General features: G+C 42.2%; 34 protein-coding genes and 1 pseudogene. All 35 read left to right on the plus strand.

The genetic code is table 11. From position 1 onward, the window contains the following. The first annotated feature begins 11 nt into the window (after nucleotides 1–11). The 35 genes and pseudogenes from MHI35_RS00725 (at nucleotide 12) to MHI35_RS00895 (ending at nucleotide 18,738) form a co-directional block, all read left to right on the plus strand. Nucleotides 12–971, plus strand: coding sequence for an alpha/beta fold hydrolase (locus tag MHI35_RS00725; RefSeq protein WP_144523141.1), 960 nt, complete (start codon nucleotides 12–14; stop codon nucleotides 969–971). A 218-nt stretch (nucleotides 972–1,189) separates the two neighbouring features. Beyond that, entirely contained in the window at nucleotides 1,190–1,498 is a 309-nt protein-coding gene (gene rpsJ / locus MHI35_RS00730; protein ID WP_003156464.1) for a 30S ribosomal protein S10, read from the plus strand. A gap of 37 nt (nucleotides 1,499–1,535) precedes the next feature. Continuing rightward, nucleotides 1,536–2,165 carry a 50S ribosomal protein L3 gene (rplC, locus tag MHI35_RS00735; RefSeq protein ID WP_012008703.1) on the plus strand — a complete coding sequence of 210 codons (630 nt, stop codon included), beginning with the start codon at nucleotides 1,536–1,538 and terminating at the stop codon, nucleotides 2,163–2,165. A 27-nt stretch (nucleotides 2,166–2,192) separates the two neighbouring features. Next, nucleotides 2,193–2,816 carry a 50S ribosomal protein L4 gene (gene rplD, locus MHI35_RS00740; RefSeq protein WP_003217216.1) on the plus strand — a complete coding sequence of 208 codons (624 nt, stop codon included), beginning with the start codon at nucleotides 2,193–2,195 and terminating at the stop codon, nucleotides 2,814–2,816. Further along, on the plus strand, nucleotides 2,816–3,103 hold the full coding sequence (rplW, locus tag MHI35_RS00745; protein WP_003217016.1) for a 50S ribosomal protein L23: 288 nt from the start codon (nucleotides 2,816–2,818) through the stop codon (nucleotides 3,101–3,103). Before rplD ends, rplW begins: the two co-directional genes overlap by 1 nt. 28 nt (nucleotides 3,104–3,131) lie before the next feature. Next, nucleotides 3,132–3,965: a 50S ribosomal protein L2 gene (gene rplB / locus MHI35_RS00750; RefSeq protein ID WP_007496314.1), complete on the plus strand. Its 834-nt coding sequence runs from the start codon at nucleotides 3,132–3,134 to the stop codon at nucleotides 3,963–3,965. Between the two features lie 57 nt (nucleotides 3,966–4,022). Next, nucleotides 4,023–4,301, plus strand: coding sequence for a 30S ribosomal protein S19 (gene rpsS, locus MHI35_RS00755; protein ID WP_003216920.1), 279 nt, complete (start codon nucleotides 4,023–4,025; stop codon nucleotides 4,299–4,301). A 17-nt stretch (nucleotides 4,302–4,318) separates the two neighbouring features. Beyond that, on the plus strand, nucleotides 4,319–4,660 hold the full coding sequence (gene rplV / locus MHI35_RS00760; protein ID WP_007496316.1) for a 50S ribosomal protein L22: 342 nt from the start codon (nucleotides 4,319–4,321) through the stop codon (nucleotides 4,658–4,660). Nucleotides 4,661–4,663: 3 nt separating this feature from the next. Continuing rightward, nucleotides 4,664–5,320, plus strand: a complete 657-nt coding sequence (gene rpsC, locus MHI35_RS00765; RefSeq protein WP_003217241.1) for a 30S ribosomal protein S3 — start codon at nucleotides 4,664–4,666, stop codon at nucleotides 5,318–5,320. 1 nt (nucleotide 5,321) lies between these two features. Next, nucleotides 5,322–5,756, plus strand: a complete 435-nt coding sequence (gene rplP / locus MHI35_RS00770; protein ID WP_003156478.1) for a 50S ribosomal protein L16 — start codon at nucleotides 5,322–5,324, stop codon at nucleotides 5,754–5,756. After that, nucleotides 5,746–5,946 carry a 50S ribosomal protein L29 gene (rpmC, locus tag MHI35_RS00775; protein ID WP_003217155.1) on the plus strand — a complete coding sequence of 67 codons (201 nt, stop codon included), beginning with the start codon at nucleotides 5,746–5,748 and terminating at the stop codon, nucleotides 5,944–5,946. The genes rplP and rpmC overlap by 11 nt, the downstream gene beginning before the upstream one ends. A gap of 25 nt (nucleotides 5,947–5,971) precedes the next feature. Next, nucleotides 5,972–6,235, plus strand: a complete 264-nt coding sequence (rpsQ, locus tag MHI35_RS00780; RefSeq protein WP_012008705.1) for a 30S ribosomal protein S17 — start codon at nucleotides 5,972–5,974, stop codon at nucleotides 6,233–6,235. Between the two features lie 39 nt (nucleotides 6,236–6,274). Next, nucleotides 6,275–6,643 carry a 50S ribosomal protein L14 gene (gene rplN, locus MHI35_RS00785; protein ID WP_012008706.1) on the plus strand — a complete coding sequence of 123 codons (369 nt, stop codon included), beginning with the start codon at nucleotides 6,275–6,277 and terminating at the stop codon, nucleotides 6,641–6,643. 35 nt (nucleotides 6,644–6,678) lie between these two features. Continuing rightward, the gene (gene rplX, locus MHI35_RS00790) at nucleotides 6,679–6,990 is read left to right on the plus strand and encodes a 50S ribosomal protein L24 (protein ID WP_003217151.1); all 312 of its coding nucleotides are present in this window, start codon (nucleotides 6,679–6,681) and stop codon (nucleotides 6,988–6,990) included. 25 nt (nucleotides 6,991–7,015) lie between these two features. Continuing rightward, nucleotides 7,016–7,555 carry a 50S ribosomal protein L5 gene (rplE, locus tag MHI35_RS00795; protein WP_003217159.1) on the plus strand — a complete coding sequence of 180 codons (540 nt, stop codon included), beginning with the start codon at nucleotides 7,016–7,018 and terminating at the stop codon, nucleotides 7,553–7,555. A gap of 22 nt (nucleotides 7,556–7,577) precedes the next feature. Continuing rightward, nucleotides 7,578–7,763 carry a 30S ribosomal protein S14 gene (gene rpsN, locus MHI35_RS00800; RefSeq protein WP_008356542.1) on the plus strand — a complete coding sequence of 62 codons (186 nt, stop codon included), beginning with the start codon at nucleotides 7,578–7,580 and terminating at the stop codon, nucleotides 7,761–7,763. Nucleotides 7,764–7,794: 31 nt separating this feature from the next. After that, on the plus strand, nucleotides 7,795–8,193 hold the full coding sequence (gene rpsH, locus MHI35_RS00805) for a 30S ribosomal protein S8 (protein ID WP_003217040.1): 399 nt from the start codon (nucleotides 7,795–7,797) through the stop codon (nucleotides 8,191–8,193). A gap of 31 nt (nucleotides 8,194–8,224) precedes the next feature. Continuing rightward, the gene (rplF, locus tag MHI35_RS00810; RefSeq protein WP_003217186.1) at nucleotides 8,225–8,761 is read left to right on the plus strand and encodes a 50S ribosomal protein L6; all 537 of its coding nucleotides are present in this window, start codon (nucleotides 8,225–8,227) and stop codon (nucleotides 8,759–8,761) included. Between the two features lie 32 nt (nucleotides 8,762–8,793). Next, nucleotides 8,794–9,156, plus strand: coding sequence for a 50S ribosomal protein L18 (rplR, locus tag MHI35_RS00815; RefSeq protein ID WP_012008708.1), 363 nt, complete (start codon nucleotides 8,794–8,796; stop codon nucleotides 9,154–9,156). Between the two features lie 24 nt (nucleotides 9,157–9,180). Continuing rightward, the gene (rpsE, locus tag MHI35_RS00820) at nucleotides 9,181–9,681 is read left to right on the plus strand and encodes a 30S ribosomal protein S5 (RefSeq protein WP_003217179.1); all 501 of its coding nucleotides are present in this window, start codon (nucleotides 9,181–9,183) and stop codon (nucleotides 9,679–9,681) included. Nucleotides 9,682–9,694: 13 nt separating this feature from the next. After that, complete coding sequence (gene rpmD, locus MHI35_RS00825; protein ID WP_144523139.1) at nucleotides 9,695–9,877, plus strand: 50S ribosomal protein L30; 183 nt, start codon at nucleotides 9,695–9,697, stop codon at nucleotides 9,875–9,877. A gap of 30 nt (nucleotides 9,878–9,907) precedes the next feature. Then, on the plus strand, nucleotides 9,908–10,348 hold the full coding sequence (gene rplO, locus MHI35_RS00830) for a 50S ribosomal protein L15 (protein ID WP_012008709.1): 441 nt from the start codon (nucleotides 9,908–9,910) through the stop codon (nucleotides 10,346–10,348). Nucleotide 10,349: 1 nt separating this feature from the next. Continuing rightward, nucleotides 10,350–11,642 (plus strand): preprotein translocase subunit SecY, encoded by a 1,293-nt coding sequence (secY, locus tag MHI35_RS00835; protein WP_012008710.1) that lies wholly within the window; start codon nucleotides 10,350–10,352, stop codon nucleotides 11,640–11,642. Between the two features lie 55 nt (nucleotides 11,643–11,697). Beyond that, entirely contained in the window at nucleotides 11,698–12,351 is a 654-nt protein-coding gene (locus MHI35_RS00840; RefSeq protein WP_211064366.1) for an adenylate kinase, read from the plus strand. Next, complete coding sequence (gene map, locus MHI35_RS00845) at nucleotides 12,348–13,094, plus strand: type I methionyl aminopeptidase (RefSeq protein ID WP_003217210.1); 747 nt, start codon at nucleotides 12,348–12,350, stop codon at nucleotides 13,092–13,094. The genes MHI35_RS00840 and map overlap by 4 nt, the downstream gene beginning before the upstream one ends. A gap of 27 nt (nucleotides 13,095–13,121) precedes the next feature. After that, a pseudogene (locus MHI35_RS00850) lies at nucleotides 13,122–13,429 on the plus strand (KOW domain-containing RNA-binding protein). Next, nucleotides 13,407–13,625 carry a translation initiation factor IF-1 gene (gene infA / locus MHI35_RS00855; RefSeq protein WP_003217190.1) on the plus strand — a complete coding sequence of 73 codons (219 nt, stop codon included), beginning with the start codon at nucleotides 13,407–13,409 and terminating at the stop codon, nucleotides 13,623–13,625. The pseudogene MHI35_RS00850 and the gene infA overlap by 23 nt, the downstream one beginning before the upstream one ends. A gap of 31 nt (nucleotides 13,626–13,656) precedes the next feature. Next, on the plus strand, nucleotides 13,657–13,770 hold the full coding sequence (gene rpmJ, locus MHI35_RS00860; protein WP_003156543.1) for a 50S ribosomal protein L36: 114 nt from the start codon (nucleotides 13,657–13,659) through the stop codon (nucleotides 13,768–13,770). 21 nt (nucleotides 13,771–13,791) lie between these two features. Then, on the plus strand, nucleotides 13,792–14,157 hold the full coding sequence (gene rpsM / locus MHI35_RS00865) for a 30S ribosomal protein S13 (protein WP_003217023.1): 366 nt from the start codon (nucleotides 13,792–13,794) through the stop codon (nucleotides 14,155–14,157). Nucleotides 14,158–14,177: 20 nt separating this feature from the next. Then, nucleotides 14,178–14,573: a 30S ribosomal protein S11 gene (gene rpsK / locus MHI35_RS00870; RefSeq protein WP_003217231.1), complete on the plus strand. Its 396-nt coding sequence runs from the start codon at nucleotides 14,178–14,180 to the stop codon at nucleotides 14,571–14,573. Nucleotides 14,574–14,748: 175 nt separating this feature from the next. Beyond that, entirely contained in the window at nucleotides 14,749–15,693 is a 945-nt protein-coding gene (locus MHI35_RS00875; RefSeq protein ID WP_003217009.1) for a DNA-directed RNA polymerase subunit alpha, read from the plus strand. A 76-nt stretch (nucleotides 15,694–15,769) separates the two neighbouring features. Continuing rightward, nucleotides 15,770–16,132 carry a 50S ribosomal protein L17 gene (gene rplQ, locus MHI35_RS00880; RefSeq protein ID WP_003216944.1) on the plus strand — a complete coding sequence of 121 codons (363 nt, stop codon included), beginning with the start codon at nucleotides 15,770–15,772 and terminating at the stop codon, nucleotides 16,130–16,132. 124 nt (nucleotides 16,133–16,256) lie between these two features. Further along, nucleotides 16,257–17,099 carry an energy-coupling factor ABC transporter ATP-binding protein gene (locus tag MHI35_RS00885; protein WP_012008713.1) on the plus strand — a complete coding sequence of 281 codons (843 nt, stop codon included), beginning with the start codon at nucleotides 16,257–16,259 and terminating at the stop codon, nucleotides 17,097–17,099. Further along, entirely contained in the window at nucleotides 17,075–17,944 is an 870-nt protein-coding gene (locus MHI35_RS00890; RefSeq protein WP_044139648.1) for an energy-coupling factor ABC transporter ATP-binding protein, read from the plus strand. The genes MHI35_RS00885 and MHI35_RS00890 overlap by 25 nt, the downstream gene beginning before the upstream one ends. After that, nucleotides 17,941–18,738 carry an energy-coupling factor transporter transmembrane component T family protein gene (locus MHI35_RS00895; RefSeq protein ID WP_144487607.1) on the plus strand — a complete coding sequence of 266 codons (798 nt, stop codon included), beginning with the start codon at nucleotides 17,941–17,943 and terminating at the stop codon, nucleotides 18,736–18,738. Before MHI35_RS00890 ends, MHI35_RS00895 begins: the two co-directional genes overlap by 4 nt. The last annotated feature ends 9 nt before the right edge of the window (nucleotides 18,739–18,747 follow it).

The following is an 18,747-nucleotide window of genomic DNA, read 5'->3' on the forward strand; positions in this document are numbered from 1 at the left end:
GGATCACTGGAATGGCGAAGACATATTTGAAGAAATGGTTAATCGGCGGAGTTGACCAATGGATTATGATCAAAAAAGATCACGCAAGTGAAACGAAGCCTGTTCTATTATTTGTACACGGGGGGCCGGGCTCTGCTCAAATCAGTTATATTAATTCGTTTCATGAGGAGCTTCATCGAGATTTTACAGTGGTTCATTGGGATCAACGAGGCGCGGGACTTTCCTATCAAAAGAATCTCCCCAAGACGTCCATGACCATTCAGCAATTTATTGAAGATACGATTGAACTGACAGAGAAAGTCCTTTCATATCTAGGTCAATCAAAGTTGTACATCGCCGGATATTCATGGGGGTCATTAATCGCCATACAAGCAGTACATAAGCGCCCAGATCTATATCATGCTTATTATGGAATTAGTCAGGTAGTAGATGTATTAAAAGAAGATATTGTGTCGTACGAGCTTCTTTTGAAGAAATACGATCGAAATCAGTTGTTTACTTGGTGTCTGCGAATACTGACGCCTCCTCCGTGGAAACGAATTTCAGCACATGCTCTGTTCTCTTTATATAAAGAGCTCGGAAGCGTAGGTCTCACACATAAGTGGAAGCCGCTCATTCAAATGCTGCGTGGGTTTCTTTTTAGTAAGGAATATCAGCTCAAAGATAAGTGGAAGTTCCTGAAAGGACAGAAAATTAGTCAGGACATGCTATGGGATGAATTGATGAATGAGAGCATTGAATACCGAGTTTCTACTATATTAATACCTTGTTACTTTATCATTGGTGAATATGACATGATTACACCAGCTGCTGTATCAAAACCATATGTTGAGCAATTAACAGCACCAATCAAAGAATGGTTCACCTTTAAAGAATCTGCACATTCCCCGCATCTAGAAGAACCAGAAGAATTTATTCGTACCATCAAAAAGACGGCTGTACATCATCTTCAGGGAAAGCTTGATTTATAGGCTCAACCCCTGTATAATATGAAAAGTGTGCAAATCATAAATTTATCCGATTTATTATTGCAACACGCAGACCAATTTGGTACAATAGTGCATGTTGGTCTTTGACTGCGATGAAGTGAGAGGTTGCTGACACACCCGGCCGCTTTGCCATGGCAAGGTGATCAGGTTTTTCTCACGGAGAACTGTCTAACGTAAGTAGGCGAAAAGGAGGGAAAATAATGGCAAAACAAAAAATTCGTATTCGTTTAAAAGCATATGATCATAGAATTCTTGATCAATCTGCTGAGAAGATTGTTGAAACGGCTAAGCGTTCTGGTGCTAGTGTATCTGGTCCAATCCCGCTTCCAACTGAAAAATCAGTTTACACAATCCTTCGTGCGGTGCATAAGTACAAAGATTCTCGTGAGCAATTTGAGATGCGTACTCACAAACGTCTAATCGACATCGTGAATCCAACTCCACAAACAGTTGATGCACTTATGCGTTTAGATTTACCATCTGGTGTAGATATCGAAATCAAACTTTAATTCAAATAGAAAACACATATTATAGGAGGTGTGACTAATGACCAAAGGAATCTTAGGTAGAAAAATTGGTATGACGCAAGTATTCGCAGAAAACGGTGATCTTATCCCTGTAACTGTTGTTGAGGCTGCTGCTAACGTTGTTCTTCAGAAGAAGACTACTGACACGGATGGCTATGAAGCAATCCAAATCGGTTTTGACGACAAACGTGAAAAGCTTTCTAACAAACCAGAGAAGGGCCACGTTGCTAAAGCGGAAACTGCTCCTAAGCGCTTCGTAAAAGAATTACGCGGTGCGGAGTTAGATGCGTATGAAGTTGGTCAGGAAGTCAAAGTTGATATTTTCGCAAATGGAGATATCGTAGATGTAACAGGAACATCAAAAGGTAAAGGATTCCAAGGGGCTATCAAGCGCCACGGACAATCACGCGGACCAATGACTCACGGTTCACGTTATCACCGTCGTCCTGGTTCAATGGGACCTGTTGATCCAAACCGAGTATTCAAAGGTAAACTTCTTCCGGGTCGTATGGGCGGAGAGCAAATCACTGTCCAAAACCTTGAGATCGTTAAAGTTGATGCAGAACGCAATCTTCTATTGATCAAAGGAAATGTGCCAGGAGCTAAAAAATCTCTAGTAACTGTAAAGAGTGCAGTTAAATCTAAATAACTCTCTTAGGAAAGGAGGAAACAAGTCATGCCAAAAGTAGCATTATTTAACCAAAACGGTTCTACTAACGGTGAAATCGAATTAAACGCTTCTGTGTTTGGAATTGAGCCAAACGAAAGCGTAGTATTCGATGCTATTCTTATGCAAAGAGCTTCCTTACGTCAAGGAACTCACAAAGTAAAAACTCGTTCTGAAGTACGTGGCGGAGGTCGTAAGCCTTGGAGACAGAAGGGTACTGGTCGTGCTCGTCAAGGTTCTATCCGTTCACCACAATGGCGCGGAGGCGGTATCGTATTCGGTCCAACACCACGCAGCTATTCTTATAAATTACCTAAAAAAGTTCGCCGCTTGGCTATCAAGTCAGTATTGTCTTCTAAAGTAATCGACAACAACATCATCGTTCTTGAAGATCTGACTCTTGATGCAGTGAAAACGAAAGAATTCGCAGGCATCCTTAAAGGATTATCTGTCGAGAAGAAAGCGTTGATCGTCACTGCGGATGCAAACGAAACAGTTGCTTTATCTGCTCGTAACATCCCTGGAGTAACAGTTGTTGAAGCTAACGGTATCAACGTTCTTGACGTTGTCAACCACGAGAAACTTCTGATCACTAAAGCAGCGGTTGAAAAAGTAGAGGAGGGACTTGCATAATGAAAGATCCTCGTGATGTTCTAAAGCGCCCTATCATTACTGAACGTTCTGCTGATCTAATGACAGAGAAGAAGTACACGTTCGAAGTTGATGTCAGAGCTAACAAAACAGAAGTGAAAGACGCTGTTGAAGAAATCTTTGGAGTGAAAGTTGAGAAAGTCAACGTTCAAAACTACAAAGGAAAATCTAAACGCGTTGGACGCTACACTGGTATGACTAGCCGTCGCAGAAAAGCGATCGTGAAATTAACTGCTGACAGCAAAGAAATCGAAATTTTTGAAGCGTAAATCTTAAAAAGAAGGAGGGAAATTCAAAATGGCGATTAAAAAGTATAAACCAACCAGTAATGGTCGTCGTGGCATGACTACTTCAGATTTTGCTGAAATCACGACTGACAAACCAGAAAAATCGTTGCTTGCGCCGCTTCACAGAAAAGGCGGACGTAACAACCAAGGTAGATTGACTGTTCGTCATCAAGGTGGCGGTCATAAACGTCAATACCGTATCATCGACTTTAAGCGTGATAAAGACGGTATACCTGGACGCGTTGCTACAATCGAGTATGATCCAAACCGTTCAGCGAACATCGCTCTTGTAAACTATGCAGATGGTGAGAAACGTTACATTCTTGCTCCGAAAGGAATCCAAGTTGGTACTGAAGTTACTTCTGGACCAGAAGCTGACATCAAGCCAGGTAACGCACTTCCACTTATCAACATCCCAGTTGGTACAGTTGTGCATAACATTGAATTAAAACCAGGTAAAGGTGGACAATTAGTTCGTTCTGCTGGTACTTCTGCTCAAGTTCTTGGTAAAGAAGGTAAATACGTTCTTGTACGTTTGAACTCAGGAGAAGTTCGTATGATTCTTTCTGCTTGCCGTGCGACTATCGGTCAAGTTGGAAACGAGCAACACGAATTAATTAACATCGGTAAAGCTGGACGTTCACGCTGGAAAGGCGTACGCCCAACAGTTCGTGGTTCTGTAATGAACCCTAACGATCACCCACACGGTGGTGGTGAAGGACGCGCTCCAATCGGACGTAAATCACCAATGTCTCCATGGGGCAAACCGACTCTTGGATTCAAGACTCGTAAGAAAACCAACAAGTCTGATAAATTCATTGTACGTCGTCGTAAAAACAAGTAACGGGGTTGTCTACGGTTCATCTAGGACCGTAGTTCAATCACGAAGGGAGGTTCCACAATGGCTCGCAGCTTAAAAAAAGGACCATTTGTTGATGATCATTTGATGGCTAAAGTCGAGAAATTGAATGAAACTGACAAAAAGCAAGTCGTAAAAACTTGGTCTCGTCGTTCTACAATTTTCCCACAATTCATCGGTCACACAATCGCTGTCTATGACGGACGCAAACATGTACCTGTTTTCATTTCTGAAGATATGGTAGGTCACAAATTGGGCGAATTCGCACCAAGCCGTACTTACAAAGGTCATGCTAGTGACGATAAAAAAACAAGACGCTAATGAGAGGAGGCTTTTAAATGCAAGCTAAAGCTGTTGCAAGAACAGTCCGTATTGCTCCTCGTAAAGCACGTCTAGTAATGGACCTGATCCGAGGTAAGCAAGTAGGAGAAGCAGTTTCTATCTTAAACCTTACACCTAAGGCTGCTTCACCAATTATCGAAAAAGTATTAAAATCTGCTATCGCAAACGCTGAGCACAACTACGAGTTGGACGCTAATAGCCTAGTGATTACTCAAGCATTCGTTGACGAAGGTCCAACACTTAAGAGATTCCGTCCACGTGCTATGGGTCGTGCGAGCGCAATTAACAAACGTACTAGCCACATTACAATCGTTGTATCAGAAAAGAAGGAGGGATAATCCGTGGGTCAAAAGGTAAATCCAGTAGGTCTTCGTATTGGCGTCATTCGTGATTGGGAATCTAAATGGTTCGCAGGAAAAGATTACGCTGACTTCTTACATGAAGACTTGAAAATCCGTGAATTCATCAGCAAGCGTTTGTCTGACGCGTCTGTTTCTAAAGTAGAAATCGAACGTGCTGCAAACCGCGTTAATATCACAATCCACACGGCTAAACCAGGTATGGTAATTGGTAAAGGCGGATCTGAAGTTGAAGCACTTCGTAAAGCTCTTAACAGCCTAACTGGCAAACGTGTACACATCAACATCCTTGAAATCAAAAGAGCAGATCTTGATGCTCAGCTAGTTGCTGAAAACATCGCTCGTCAACTTGAAAATCGTATTTCATTCCGTCGTGCACAAAAACAAACAATCCAACGCACAATGCGTGCTGGAGCACAAGGAATCAAAACAATGGTTTCTGGTCGTCTTGGCGGTGCAGATATTGCTCGTTCTGAATATTACAGTGAAGGTACTGTTCCGTTGCACACACTTCGTGCTGACATCGACTATGCTACTGCTGAAGCTGACACTACTTATGGTAAGCTTGGCGTAAAAGTATGGATCTATCGTGGAGAAGTCCTTCCAACTAAGAAGAATACTGCGGAAGGAGGAAAATAATATGTTATTGCCAAAACGCGTGAAGTATCGCAGAGAACATCGTGGAAAAATGCGTGGTCGTGCAAAAGGTGGTACTGAAGTACATTTCGGTGAGTACGGTATCCAAGCTCTAGAAGCTTCATGGATTACAAACCGTCAAATCGAAGCTGCTCGTATTGCTATGACTCGTTACATGAAACGTGGCGGTAAAGTTTGGATTAAAATTTTCCCTTCTAAGCCATACACAGCAAAACCTCTAGAGGTCCGCATGGGTTCCGGTAAAGGTGCTCCAGAAGGATGGGTAGCTGTAGTAAAACCGGGCAAAGTTTTATTTGAAATTTCTGGTGTGTCTGAAGAAGTTGCTCGTGAAGCTCTTCGTCTTGCATCTCACAAATTGCCAATTAAAACGAAGTTCGTAAAACGTGAAGAAATTGGTGGTGAATCAAATGAAAGCTAATGAAATTCGTGACCTTACCACTGCTGAAATTGAACAAAAAGTAAAGTCTCTTAAAGAAGAACTTTTCAATCTTCGTTTCCAATTAGCGACTGGGCAGCTTGAAAACACTGCTCGCATTCGTGAAGTGCGTAAATCAATCGCACGCATGAAAACTGTGATTCGTCAAAGAGAAATCGCTGCTAATAAATAATAATTAGAGGGGAGGCCCCGCAAACATGAGCGAACGTAACCAACGTAAAGTGTATCAAGGTCGTGTTGTTTCTGACAAAATGGATAAAACCATCACTGTTGTAGTTGAAACATACAAAAAGCATTCACTTTATGGCAAACGTGTAAGATACTCTAAAAAGTTAAAAGCACATGATGAAAACAACCAAGCAAAAATCGGAGACATCGTAAAGGTGATGGAAACTCGTCCTTTATCTGCGACTAAACGCTTTCGTCTAGTTGAAGTTGTCGAAGAAGCCGTTATTATCTAATAAAGTTCGGATTTCTTTTTCCGAAAGGAGGTAACATTAATGATTCAACAGGAGACTCGTTTAAAAGTAGCTGACAACTCTGGCGCACGCGAAGTACTAACGATTAAAGTTCTTGGTGGCTCTGGACGTAAGACGGCTAACATCGGTGATGTCATTGTTTGTACGGTTAAACAAGCAACACCAGGAGGCGTTGTCAAAAAAGGTGAAGTTGTGAAAGCAGTTATCGTTCGTACAAAGAGCGGAGCTCGCAGAAACGATGGATCTTACATCAGTTTCGATGAAAATGCATGTGTCATTATCCGTGACGACAAGAGCCCACGTGGAACTCGTATCTTCGGACCAGTAGCACGTGAACTTCGTGACAATAACTATATGAAAATTGTTTCTCTAGCACCAGAAGTACTTTAATGAATACAATCCGCGACTCAAGGAGGTGCGATTAAATGCATGTTAAAAAGGGCGATAAAGTAGTGGTTATCTCTGGTAAAGATAAAGGTAAACAAGGAGTCATCCTTGCTGCTTTCCCTAAGAATGACCGTGTTTTAGTAGAAGGTATTAACCTTGTGAAAAAACACTCTAAACCAACCCAAGCTAACCCTCAGGGCGGAATTTCTGAACAAGAAGCGCCGATCCACGTATCAAACGTAATGCCGCTTGATCCTAAAACGGGTGAAGTGACACGTGTTGGGTATAAAGTTGAGGACGGAAAGAAAGTCCGTGTAGCGAAAAAATCTGGGCAAGTTCTAGATAAATAGTAAATAAGGAAGGGAGGTCTTTCTCATGAACCGCCTTAAAGAAAAGTATGTAAAAGAAATTACACCTGCATTAGTTTCTAAGTTTGAATACAAATCAGTAATGCAAGTGCCAAAAATCGAAAAAATCGTGATCAACATGGGTGTTGGTGACGCCGTTCAAAACGCTAAAGCAATCGATACTGCTGTTGAAGAATTAACGTTTATCGCTGGTCAAAAACCTGTCGTTACTCGTGCGAAGAAGTCTATTGCTGGATTCCGTCTACGTGAAGGAATGCCAATCGGTGCGAAAGTAACACTTCGCGGAGAGCGCATGTACGATTTCCTTGATAAACTTATTTCTGTATCTTTACCACGTGTACGTGACTTCCGCGGGATTTCTAAGAAATCTTTCGACGGTCGTGGAAACTACACGCTTGGTATTAAAGAACAGTTAATCTTCCCAGAAATTGATTACGATAAAGTAACAAAAGTCCGCGGTATGGATATCGTTATCGTTACGACTGCCAATACGGACGAAGAAGCACGTGAGTTATTAACTCAAGTAGGTATGCCGTTCCAGAAATAATCAATGAAAGGGAGGCGAAATCGTGGCTAAAAAGTCTATGATTGCGAAACAACAACGCAAACAAAAGTTTAAAGTTCAAGAGTATACGCGCTGCGAACGTTGTGGACGTCCACATTCAGTAATTCGCAAGTTTAAACTTTGCCGTATTTGTTTCCGCGAACTTGCATATAAAGGACAAATTCCTGGCGTTAAAAAAGCCAGCTGGTAATCCCCATAAATGGGAAGGAGGTTATTAAATAATGGTTATGACAGATCCGATTGCAGATTTGCTGACTCGTATTCGCAATGCGAACATGGTACGTCATGAGAAGCTAGAAGTACCGGCTTCAAAAATCAAAAGAGAAATTGCTGAAATCTTAAAGCGTGAAGGTTTTATCCGTGACGTTGAATATGTTGAAGACAGCAAACAAGGAATTATCCGTATGTTCCTTAAATATGGCCAAAACAACGAACGTGTTATCACTGGTCTAAAAAGAATCAGTAAACCTGGTTTACGTGTATATGCGAAATCAAATGAAGTACCACGTGTACTTAACGGACTTGGAATCGCAATTATTTCTACATCACAAGGTGTTTTATCGGACAAAGAAGCCCGTGCTAAACAAGCTGGTGGAGAAGTACTTGCTTACGTATGGTAAAAAAAGTTTAAGATGAATGGAGGTGCTTGGTATGTCTCGTATAGGTAAAAAACTAATCGAGATCCCTTCAGGAGTTACTGTGACAAACAACGATAACACAGTGACAGTAAAGGGACCAAAAGGTGAACTAACTCGTACATTTCACCCTGATATGGAAATTAAAATTGAGGACAGCGTCTTAACTGTAAGCCGTCCGTCTGATCATAAAGAACACCGTGCTTTACATGGTACAACACGTAGCTTAATTGCAAACATGGTTGAAGGTGTATCTAAAGGTTTCGAAAGAGGTTTAGAACTTATCGGTGTCGGTTACCGTGCAGCTAAATCTGGAAACAAACTTGTTCTTAACGTTGGATACTCTCATCCAGTTGAAATCGTTCCTGAGGCTGGAGTAGAAGTTGAAGTTCCATCTCAAACGAAAGTAGTCATTAAAGGTATCGATAAAGAGCGTGTGGGAGCTCTAGCTTCTAACATCCGCGCTGTCCGTTCTCCAGAGCCTTACAAAGGTAAAGGAATTCGTTACGAAGGTGAATTCGTTCGCCGTAAAGAAGGAAAAACTGGTAAGTAAGATCGCTTAATGTGAAGAAAGGAGTGACTCGGATGATTACGAAAACTAGCAAAAACGCTACTCGTCTTAAAAGACACGCTCGTGTTCGTGCGAAACTTTCAGGTACTGCTGAAAGACCTCGCCTTAACGTTTTCCGTTCTAACAAGAACATCTATGCTCAAGTAATTGATGATGTTAACGGTGTAACACTTGTAAGTGCTTCTACTCTTGATAAAGATTTAAAGATCGAGAATAGTTCTGACGCTGCAGCTGCTACTAAAGTTGGCGAACTTGTTGCAAAACGTGCTGTTGAAAAAGGAATCTCTAACGTGGTATTTGACCGCGGAGGATACTTATATCATGGACGTGTAAAAGCTCTAGCTGAAGCTGCTCGTGAGGCTGGACTTAAATTTTAATAAAAGAAGGAGGGACACATCCGAATGAGTCGTATTGACCAAAGCAAATTAGAGTTAGAAGAACGCTTAGTTACGGTTAACCGCGTAGCGAAAGTTGTTAAAGGTGGACGTCGTTTCCGTTTTGCAGCTTTAGTTGTTGTCGGTGACAAAAACGGTCATGTAGGTTTCGGTACTGGTAAAGCACAAGAAGTACCAGAAGCGATCCGCAAAGCTGTTGAAGATGCGAAAAAGAATTTAATTGAAGTACCAATGGTTGGAACTACAATTCCACATGAAATCATCGGTCGATTCGGTGCAGGAAACGTTCTATTGAAGCCTGCTTCAGAAGGTACAGGAGTTATCGCTGGAGGCCCAGTGCGTGCGGTTCTTGAGCTTGCTGGTCTAGCTGATATCCTTTCTAAATCTCTAGGTTCTAATACACCGATCAACATGATCCGCGCAACACTTCAAGGTTTAAGTGAACTTAAACGTGCTGAAGACGTTGCGAAGCTTCGTGGAAAATCTGTAGAAGACCTGTTAGGATAAGGAGGGAACAATAATGGCAAATAAAGTAGAAATTACCCTCAAACGCAGTGTAATCGGTCGCCCAGAAGATCAGCGTGTCACTGTTCGTACTCTTGGTCTAAAGAAAACAAACCAAACAGTCGTACATGAAGACAATGCAGCGATCCGCGGCATGATTAACAAGGTGTCTCATTTAGTTTCTGTTAAAGAACAATAAAACATTTTTAATCGATAAGGAGGTGCCCAAATGAAACTTCATGAATTGAAGCCTTCAGAAGGTTCACGTAAAGAACGCAACCGTGTTGGTCGTGGTATTGGATCAGGTAACGGTAAAACTTCTGGTAAAGGTCATAAAGGTCAAAACGCTCGTTCTGGCGGCGGTGTACGCCCTGGTTTCGAAGGTGGTCAGATGCCTTTATTCCAACGTCTTCCAAAACGTGGTTTTACAAACATCAACCGTAAAGATTATGCGGTTATCAACTTAGACAGATTAAACAGTTTTGACGAAGGAACGGAAGTAACTCCTGAACTTCTTCTAGAGACTGGTGCAATAAGCAAGTTAAAAGCAGGAGTAAAAATTCTTGGCAACGGTAAATTAGAAAAAAAATTAACTGTAAAAGCCAATAAATTCTCTGCTTCTGCTAAAGAAGCGATTGAAGCTGCTGGCGGTACAGCCGAGGTGATCTAACTTGTTTAAGACAATCTCCAATTTTATGCGCGTGAAAGATATACGGAATAAGATTATATTCACTCTTTTAATGTTAATCGTCTTTCGTATAGGTGCTTTCATCCCTGTGCCTAATGTGAACGCCGAAGTTCTCCAGGCACAGGATCAAATGAGTGTTTTCGGGATCCTCAACACGTTTGGGGGCGGGGCACTTTTCCAATTCTCCATTCTTGCAATGGGGATTATGCCGTATATCACTGCTTCGATCATCATTCAGCTCTTGCAGATGGATGTTGTTCCGAAGTTCACTGAGTGGTCAAAGCAAGGAGAGGTTGGCCGCCGAAAATTAGCACAATTCACAAGGTATTTTACAATTGTTCTAGGTTTTATCCAGGCGTTAGGAATGTCATATGGATTCAACAATATGGCAGGAGGCATGCTGATTGAAAACCCAGGTGTTTCAACGTACCTCTTAATTGCGGTCGTACTCACTGCGGGAACAGCATTTTTAATGTGGCTGGGAGAGCAGATTACTGCTCACGGTGTTGGTAACGGTATTTCGATTATTATCTTTGCCGGTATCATCGCAGGTATCCCTCAAACATTAAAACAAGTGTACGCTCAACAATTTGTAGGTGGAGATGGACAGTTGTTCATGCAAATCCTGAAAATTGCCCTTATTGTTATTGCTATTCTTGTCATTGTTATTGGTGTTATTTACATTCAAATGGCAGTGAGAAAGATTGCGATTCAATATTCAAAAGGAACTGGCCGTGCACAAATGTCTGCTAGTCAAGCAACGCACCTTCCATTGAAAGTGAATCCAGCAGGGGTGATTCCAGTCATCTTTGCCGTTTCGTTCATTATTACTCCGCAGACGGTCGCATCGTTCTTCGGAACCAATAATGTGACAACTTGGATAACCAACAACTTTGACTATACTAAGCCAATCGGTATGACGATTTATGTAGCACTGATTGTTGCTTTCACATATTTTTATGCCTTTGTCCAAGTGAATCCTGAACAAATGGCTGAAAATCTGCAAAAGCAGGGTGGCTATATCCCGGGAGTTCGTCCAGGGAAAATGACTCAAGATAGAATTACGAGCATTTTGTACCGACTCACGTTTGTGGGCGCCATTTTCTTAGCCGTGATTTCAATACTTCCTATCTTTTTCATTCAATTCGCTGGATTACCTTCCGCTGCACAAATTGGCGGCACAAGTCTTCTCATTGTTGTAGGTGTTGCACTTGAAACAATGAAACAGCTTGAAAGCCAATTAGTGAAACGAAACTACCGTGGATTTATGAAATAAAACAGAGGGCTGGGCTCCTGCCCAACCTCTCTAAGTAAGGAAGGGGAAATCCGAAATGAACTTAGTCTTAATGGGGCTTCCGGGTGCTGGTAAAGGCACTCAGGCAGAACGAATTGTTGATGATTATGGGATCCCTCATATCTCAACAGGAGATATGTTCCGCGCTGCTATGAAAGAGGAGACACAACTTGGGCTCGAAGCAAAATCCTTTATCGATAAAGGAGAGCTTGTTCCTGATGAGGTCACAATCGGTATTGTTAGAGAAAGACTTGGCAAAAATGATTGTGAACAAGGTTTTCTTCTGGACGGATTTCCGCGAACAGTCGCTCAGGCTGAAGCTTTAGAAGACATTCTAAAGGACCTTGGCAGAACGATTGATTATGTCATTAATATTAAAGTCGATAAAGATGCTTTGATGGAGCGTCTGACTGGCCGAAGAATTTGCAAAAATTGCGGAGCAACATATCATTTAGTATTCAATCCACCTGCGAAAGGAAATGTTTGCGATAAGTGTGGAGGCGAGCTTTATCAACGTGCAGATGATAATGCAGAAACCGTTTCGACTAGACTTGAAGTAAACTTAAAGCAGACTGAACCTTTACTGAACTTCTACTCAGAAAAAGGATATCTTGCAAACATTGATGGTGCAAAACACATTAACGATGTATATGCAGATATCAAGGACCTGCTTGGGGGATTAAATAAATGATTATCTGTAAAACTCCTCGCGAGCTTGAGATTATGAGAGAAGCTGGACGCATTGTCGCACTGACTCATGAAGAGCTGAAGAAACATATAAAACCAGGTATTTCGACAAAAGAATTGGATCAAATTGCCGAACGTTTTATTACAAAGCAGGGTGCAATCCCATCTTTTAAAGGGTATAATGGTTTTCGCGGGAGCATTTGCGTTTCGGTGAATGAAGAACTCGTTCACGGTATTCCTGGTAAACGGGTTTTACGTGATGGTGACATCATTAGTATCGATATTGGCGCAAAGTTAAATGGCTATCATGGTGACTCTGCTTGGACTTATCCAGTTGGGGTAATCAGTGATGAAGACCGCAAACTACTGGAAGTCACAGAGGAATCTCTATATAAAGGCTTACAGGAAGCAAAGCCAGGCGAACGTCTGTCGAACATTTCCCATGCCATACAAACGTATGTAGAAAACGAGAATTTCTCAGTTGTTAGAGAATATGTTGGACATGGGGTCGGACAGGATCTTCATGAGGACCCTCAAATTCCTCATTATGGTCCGCCCAACAAAGGCCCGCGGCTAAAACCTGGAATGGTGTTGGCCATCGAACCGATGGTGAACGCAGGCAGCCGATATGTGAAAACATTGGCTGATAACTGGACGGTTGTAACGGTTGATGGGAAAAAGTGTGCTCACTTTGAGCATACGATTGCGATTACAGATACAGGTTTTGATATACTGACTAAGATTTAGGTCTTCACTGAAGCCTTTCAGGCCCAAATCGGGCAGGTTGTCTGTATAGTCCAAAGGTAAGAACAAGATCAGTATACAGGTGTCATCGGCATGTTCGGTGGCTGCCATGTACTAATCGCAGACGGAGAAAAGCGTAAATTTCATTCTCCTAAGAAAAAATATCAATCATATAACCTTTTATGGTTGCGTATCTCCGGAAGTTCAGAACAGTATATTCAAAACAGGTCGGGTGATGGATGGACAATTGAGATAAACTCATTTGGACATTTGTCAGAGAGCAAGTTACTGATTTGAAGAAGGGAGAACACTTGAATGGCGAAAGACGATGTAATTGAAGTGGAAGGTACTGTAGCAGAAACTTTGCCAAATGCAATGTTCAAAGTTGAACTAGAGAATGGCCATACAGTTTTGGCTCATGTATCAGGAAAAATCCGTATGCACTTCATTCGCATTTTACCTGGAGACAAAGTTACGGTAGAATTATCTCCATATGACTTAACTCGTGGTAGAATTACGTACCGTTACAAATAAAGCAACTCCGGAAGAAGGAGGTTGGAAACACATGAAAGTGAGACCATCTGTTAAACCTATCTGTGAAAAATGTAAAGTTATTCGCAGAAAAGGAAAAGTAATGGTGATCTGTGAAAACCCAAAACATAAACAAAAACAAGGCTAATAACAAGGAGGTGCCCAAATCATGGCTCGTATTGCTGGTGTAGATATTCCACGTGATAAACGTGTTGTCATTTCTTTAACATATGTTTTTGGAATTGGTCGTACGACTGCGCAACAAGTCCTTAAAGAAGCAGGTGTTTCTGAAGACACTCGCGTTCGCGATCTAACTGAAGACGAACTTGGTAAAATCCGTGATATCATTGACAAACTTAAAGTAGAAGGTGACCTTCGTCGTGAAGTTTCACTTAACATTAAGCGTCTAATTGAAATCGGAAGCTACCGCGGAATCCGTCATCGTAGAGGACTTCCTGTTCGTGGACAAAACACAAAAAACAACGCGCGTACTCGTAAAGGTCCGCGTCGTACTGTAGCTAACAAGAAAAAATAAGTAAAGGAGGTAGTTAAAGAATGGCTGCTGCTCGTAAACAAAATACGCGTAAACGTCGCGTGAAAAAGAATATTGAAGCTGGAATCGCTCATATCCGTTCCACTTTCAACAACACGATTGTAACGATTACTGATGTTCATGGAAACGCAATTTCTTGGTCAAGTGCTGGTGCATTAGGATTCAGAGGTTCTCGTAAATCTACTCCTTTCGCTGCACAAATGGCTGCTGAAACTGCTGCTAAAGGTTCTATCGAACATGGTCTTAAAACACTTGAAGTAACTGTTAAAGGTCCTGGTTCTGGTCGTGAAGCTGCAATTCGTGCACTTCAAGCTGCAGGTCTTGAAGTTACTGCAATCAGAGACGTAACTCCAGTTCCTCATAACGGATGCCGTCCACCAAAACGTCGCCGCGTGTAATTTGTTTGTATAGATTTTGTGTCCCTGTCAATAATGGGTTATGATACAGTTATTTATGAGACGAATACACGACTCGTTGCCTGAGCACATACGGGACTAAACAATGAGGAATTTCGGATGGAATCTCATATGATTCTATTCGAGGTTTCGACGTTTTGAAGGAGGGTTTTATTAGATGATCGAAATTGAAAAACCAAAAATCGAAACGGTTGAAATCAGCGACGATGCCAAGTATGGCAAGTTTGTCGTAGAGCCACTTGAGCGTGGATATGGTACCACTTTAGGGAACTCCCTTCGTCGTATCCTTTTATCCTCACTTCCTGGTGCAGCTGTAACATCGATCCAGATAGATGGTGTCTTACACGAATTCTCAACGATCGAAGGCGTGGTTGAAGATGTTACAACGATTATCTTAAACATTAAAAAGCTTGCACTCAAAATCTACTCTGAAGAAGAGAAGACGCTTGAAATTGATGTACAAGATGAAGGTACTGTAACAGCTGCTGATATTACACACGACAGCGATATTGAAATCTTAAATCCAGATCTCCACATCGCAACTCTTGGCAAGAATGCGAGCTTCCGTGTTCGCTTAACTGCACAAAGAGGTCGCGGGTATAATCCAGCTGATGCAAACAAAAGAGACGATCAGCCAATCGGTGTGATTCCGATCGACTCAATCTATACACCTGTATCTCGTGTGACTTATCAAGTGGAGAACACCCGTGTTGGGCAAATCACAAACTATGATAAATTAACACTAGATGTATGGACTGATGGAAGCACAGGACCGAAAGAAGCGATCGCTCTAGGTTCTAAGATTTTAACTGAACACCTGAATATTTTCGTTGGGTTAACTGACGAAGCTCAGCATGCTGAAATTATGGTTGAGAAAGAAGAAGACCAAAAAGAAAAAGTGCTTGAAATGACAATTGAAGAGCTTGATCTTTCTGTTCGTTCTTACAACTGTTTGAAGCGTGCGGGTATTAATACTGTTCAAGAGCTTGCTAACAAGACAGAAGAGGATATGATGAAAGTTCGTAACCTTGGACGTAAATCTCTTGAAGAAGTGAAAGCGAAACTAGAAGAACTTGGACTGGGTCTTCGTAAAGACGATTGACTAGTTTCATTGTGAACTAGGATTTTCGTGTGTTTTTTATTCATACAGCATTCTCTAACTAAGGAGGGAACATCACATGGCATACAGAAAGCTAGGACGTACTAGTGCACAACGTAAAGCAATGCTTCGTGACCTAACGACTGATTTGATCATCAACGAACGCATCGAAACAACTGAAACACGTGCGAAAGAACTTCGCTCTGTAGTTGAAAAAATGATCACTCTTGGCAAACGCGGAGATCTTCATGCTCGCCGTCAAGCTGCAGCTTACATTCGTAATGAAGTAGCTAACGCTGAAACAAACCAAGATGCACTTCAAAAATTATTCGCTGACGTTGCAACTCGCTACGAAGATCGCCAAGGTGGATACACTCGTATCATGAAGCTTGGACCTCGTCGCGGCGATGGCGCACCAATGGCTGTCATTGAATTAGTTTAATCACATAGCGTGTATCTAAGAAAGGGCGGGACAGTTCATAACTGGATCTATGCCCTTTTTTAGATACTACGGCTTTTTAGCAAGAAGCAAAGAAGAGGTTGAGCTGAGAGGAGGTCCGGTAGAGTTGGGGAAGACATTAATTGACGTAAAGGACATTGTATTTCGTTATCACAAGGATGCGGAGAAGCCCGCTTTAGATCAAGTGTCATTGCATGTGAATCAAAATGAATGGCTCGCCATTGTTGGTCATAACGGTTCAGGTAAATCCACACTTGCCCGTGTACTGAATGGGCTCATTTTACCGGATGCTGGAACGGTCAAGGTTGGAGAGATTGAGCTGAAAGAAGAGAGTGTCTGGGATATTCGCAAAAAGGTCGGAATGGTCTTTCAAAACCCAGATAACCAATTCGTTGGCTCAACGGTTCGTGATGATGTGGCTTTTGGTTTAGAAAATAACGGGGTTGAGCGGGAATTGATGATAGAACGTGTAGATTGGGCTGTGAAACAGGTCAATATGCAGGAGTTTCTTGATCAAGAGCCGCACCATCTATCAGGCGGGCAAAAGCAGAGAGTCGCCATTGCAGGTGTACTAGCCGCAAGCCCTGACATCATGATCTTGGATGAAGCAACATCAATGCTTGATCCGATTGGCCGTGAAGAAGTGTTAGAGACTGTTAGACTACTGAAGGAACAAGGAACGGTCACAGTCATTTCCATCACACATGATTTAGACGAAGCCGCCAAGGCAGACCGGGTCATTGTCATGAATGGCGGGAAAAAATTTGCCGAGGGAACCCCAGAGGAAGTTTTTGAATTAGACGAGCAGCTAGTTCAAATTGGACTTGATCTGCCATTCTCCTATCGGTTGAGCAAACAATTGAAGCAGCAAGGTGTACCGCTTGCAAATGCCCATTTGACACAAGAAGGATTGGTGAAAGAGCTATGGACATTACGATCAAAGAATTAGAGCATCGTTATCAAATGAAAACGCCGTTTGAGCGTCTCGCTTTGTATGATGTCAATGCTTCCATCCAAGAGGGCAGCTATGTCGCTGTCATTGGTCATACAGGCTCTGGCAAGTCCACGTTGCTGCAGCATTTAAATGGCTTGCTCAAACCAACGAAGGGGAGCATTGCGCTTGGGGATACCGTCTTACAAGCCAATAAAAAGCAGAAGGATTTAAAGTCTCTTCGGAAAAAAGTAGGCATCGTGTTTCAGTTTCCTGAGCATCAGCTCTTTGAAGAAACGATCCTTAAGGATATCTGCTTTGGTCCGATGAATTTCGGTGTTCCTCAAGAGAAGGCAGAAGCGAAGGCGAAAGAAATGCTGAAACTAGTTGGTCTTCCTGAATCCTTATTATCTCGATCTCCTTTTGAACTAAGCGGCGGTCAAATGAGACGTGTGGCGATTGCAGGTGTTCTAGCGATGGAGCCAGAAGTGCTTGTGCTGGATGAGCCGACTGCAGGGTTAGATCCACGCGGACGGAAGGAAATCATGGACATGTTCTATGAGCTTCATCAAAAGGCAAACCTCACCACGATTCTGGTTACACACAGTATGGAGGACGCCGCTCATTATGCGGATCAAATGATTGTGATGCATAAAGGAACGGTAAAGGCGACAGGTACGCCGAGAGAATTGTTTGCCAATCGTACAGACATGTCTTCATTTGGTCTCGACCTCCCAGAAACGATTAAATTCCAGCAGACTGTAGAAGAAAAACTGGGCATTACGTTTCCAAGGCCGCTTCTGACCATGGATGAAATGGCAGAAGCCTTAACAGCTCTTTATCAGGAGGATACGACATCATGATGGATAGTATGATTATCGGCAAATATGTGCCAGGTTCATCCTTTGTCCATCGTCTTGATCCAAGGACAAAGCTGTTATCAATTTTCTTTTTTGTCTTTATTGTCTTTTTTGCTAATAATTACATCACTTACGGGCTTTTAGGTATCTTTACCCTTCTTGTGGTGATGGTTTCTCAGGTGCCACTATACTTTATTCTCAAAGGAATGAAGCCGATCCTATGGATTGTCCTGTTTACCTTCATTCTGCATATTTTTATGACAAAGGATGGCGCCTTGCTATTTCACTTTGGTTTTTTAAATATTTATGAAGAAGGTCTAAAGCAGGGGATTTTCATTTCACTCCGTTTTGTCTATCTCATCATGATGACGACACTGTTGACGTTAACTACAACGCCAATAGAAGTGACAGACGGTATGGAAAAGCTGCTTCACCCATTCCGTAAAATCAAGCTGCCCGTTCATGAGCTTGCTCTCATGATGTCCATCTCTCTTCGGTTTATTCCAACCTTACTAGAAGAGACAGACAAAATCATGAAGGCACAAATGGCGAGAGGTGTTGATTTTACAAGCGGACCTCTTAAAGATCGCATGAAAGCCATCGTTCCCTTACTTGTCCCGCTTTTCGTCAGTGCGTTTAAGCGTGCAGAGGAACTAGCGACTGCTATGGAAGCGAGAGGCTATCGCGGAGGAGAAGGACGGACGAAATACCGTCAGCTTGTCTGGGGCATGAAAGATACGTTCACACTGCTCCTATTCATCCTGTTAACAGCACTCCTTGTGCTTCTGAGAAATTAGGTGAATCCT

Source organism: Bacillus sp. FSL K6-3459 (assembly GCF_038003305.1).
In the GTDB taxonomy this organism is placed as follows: Bacteria; Bacillota; Bacilli; order Bacillales; family Bacillaceae; genus Bacillus; species Bacillus pumilus_O.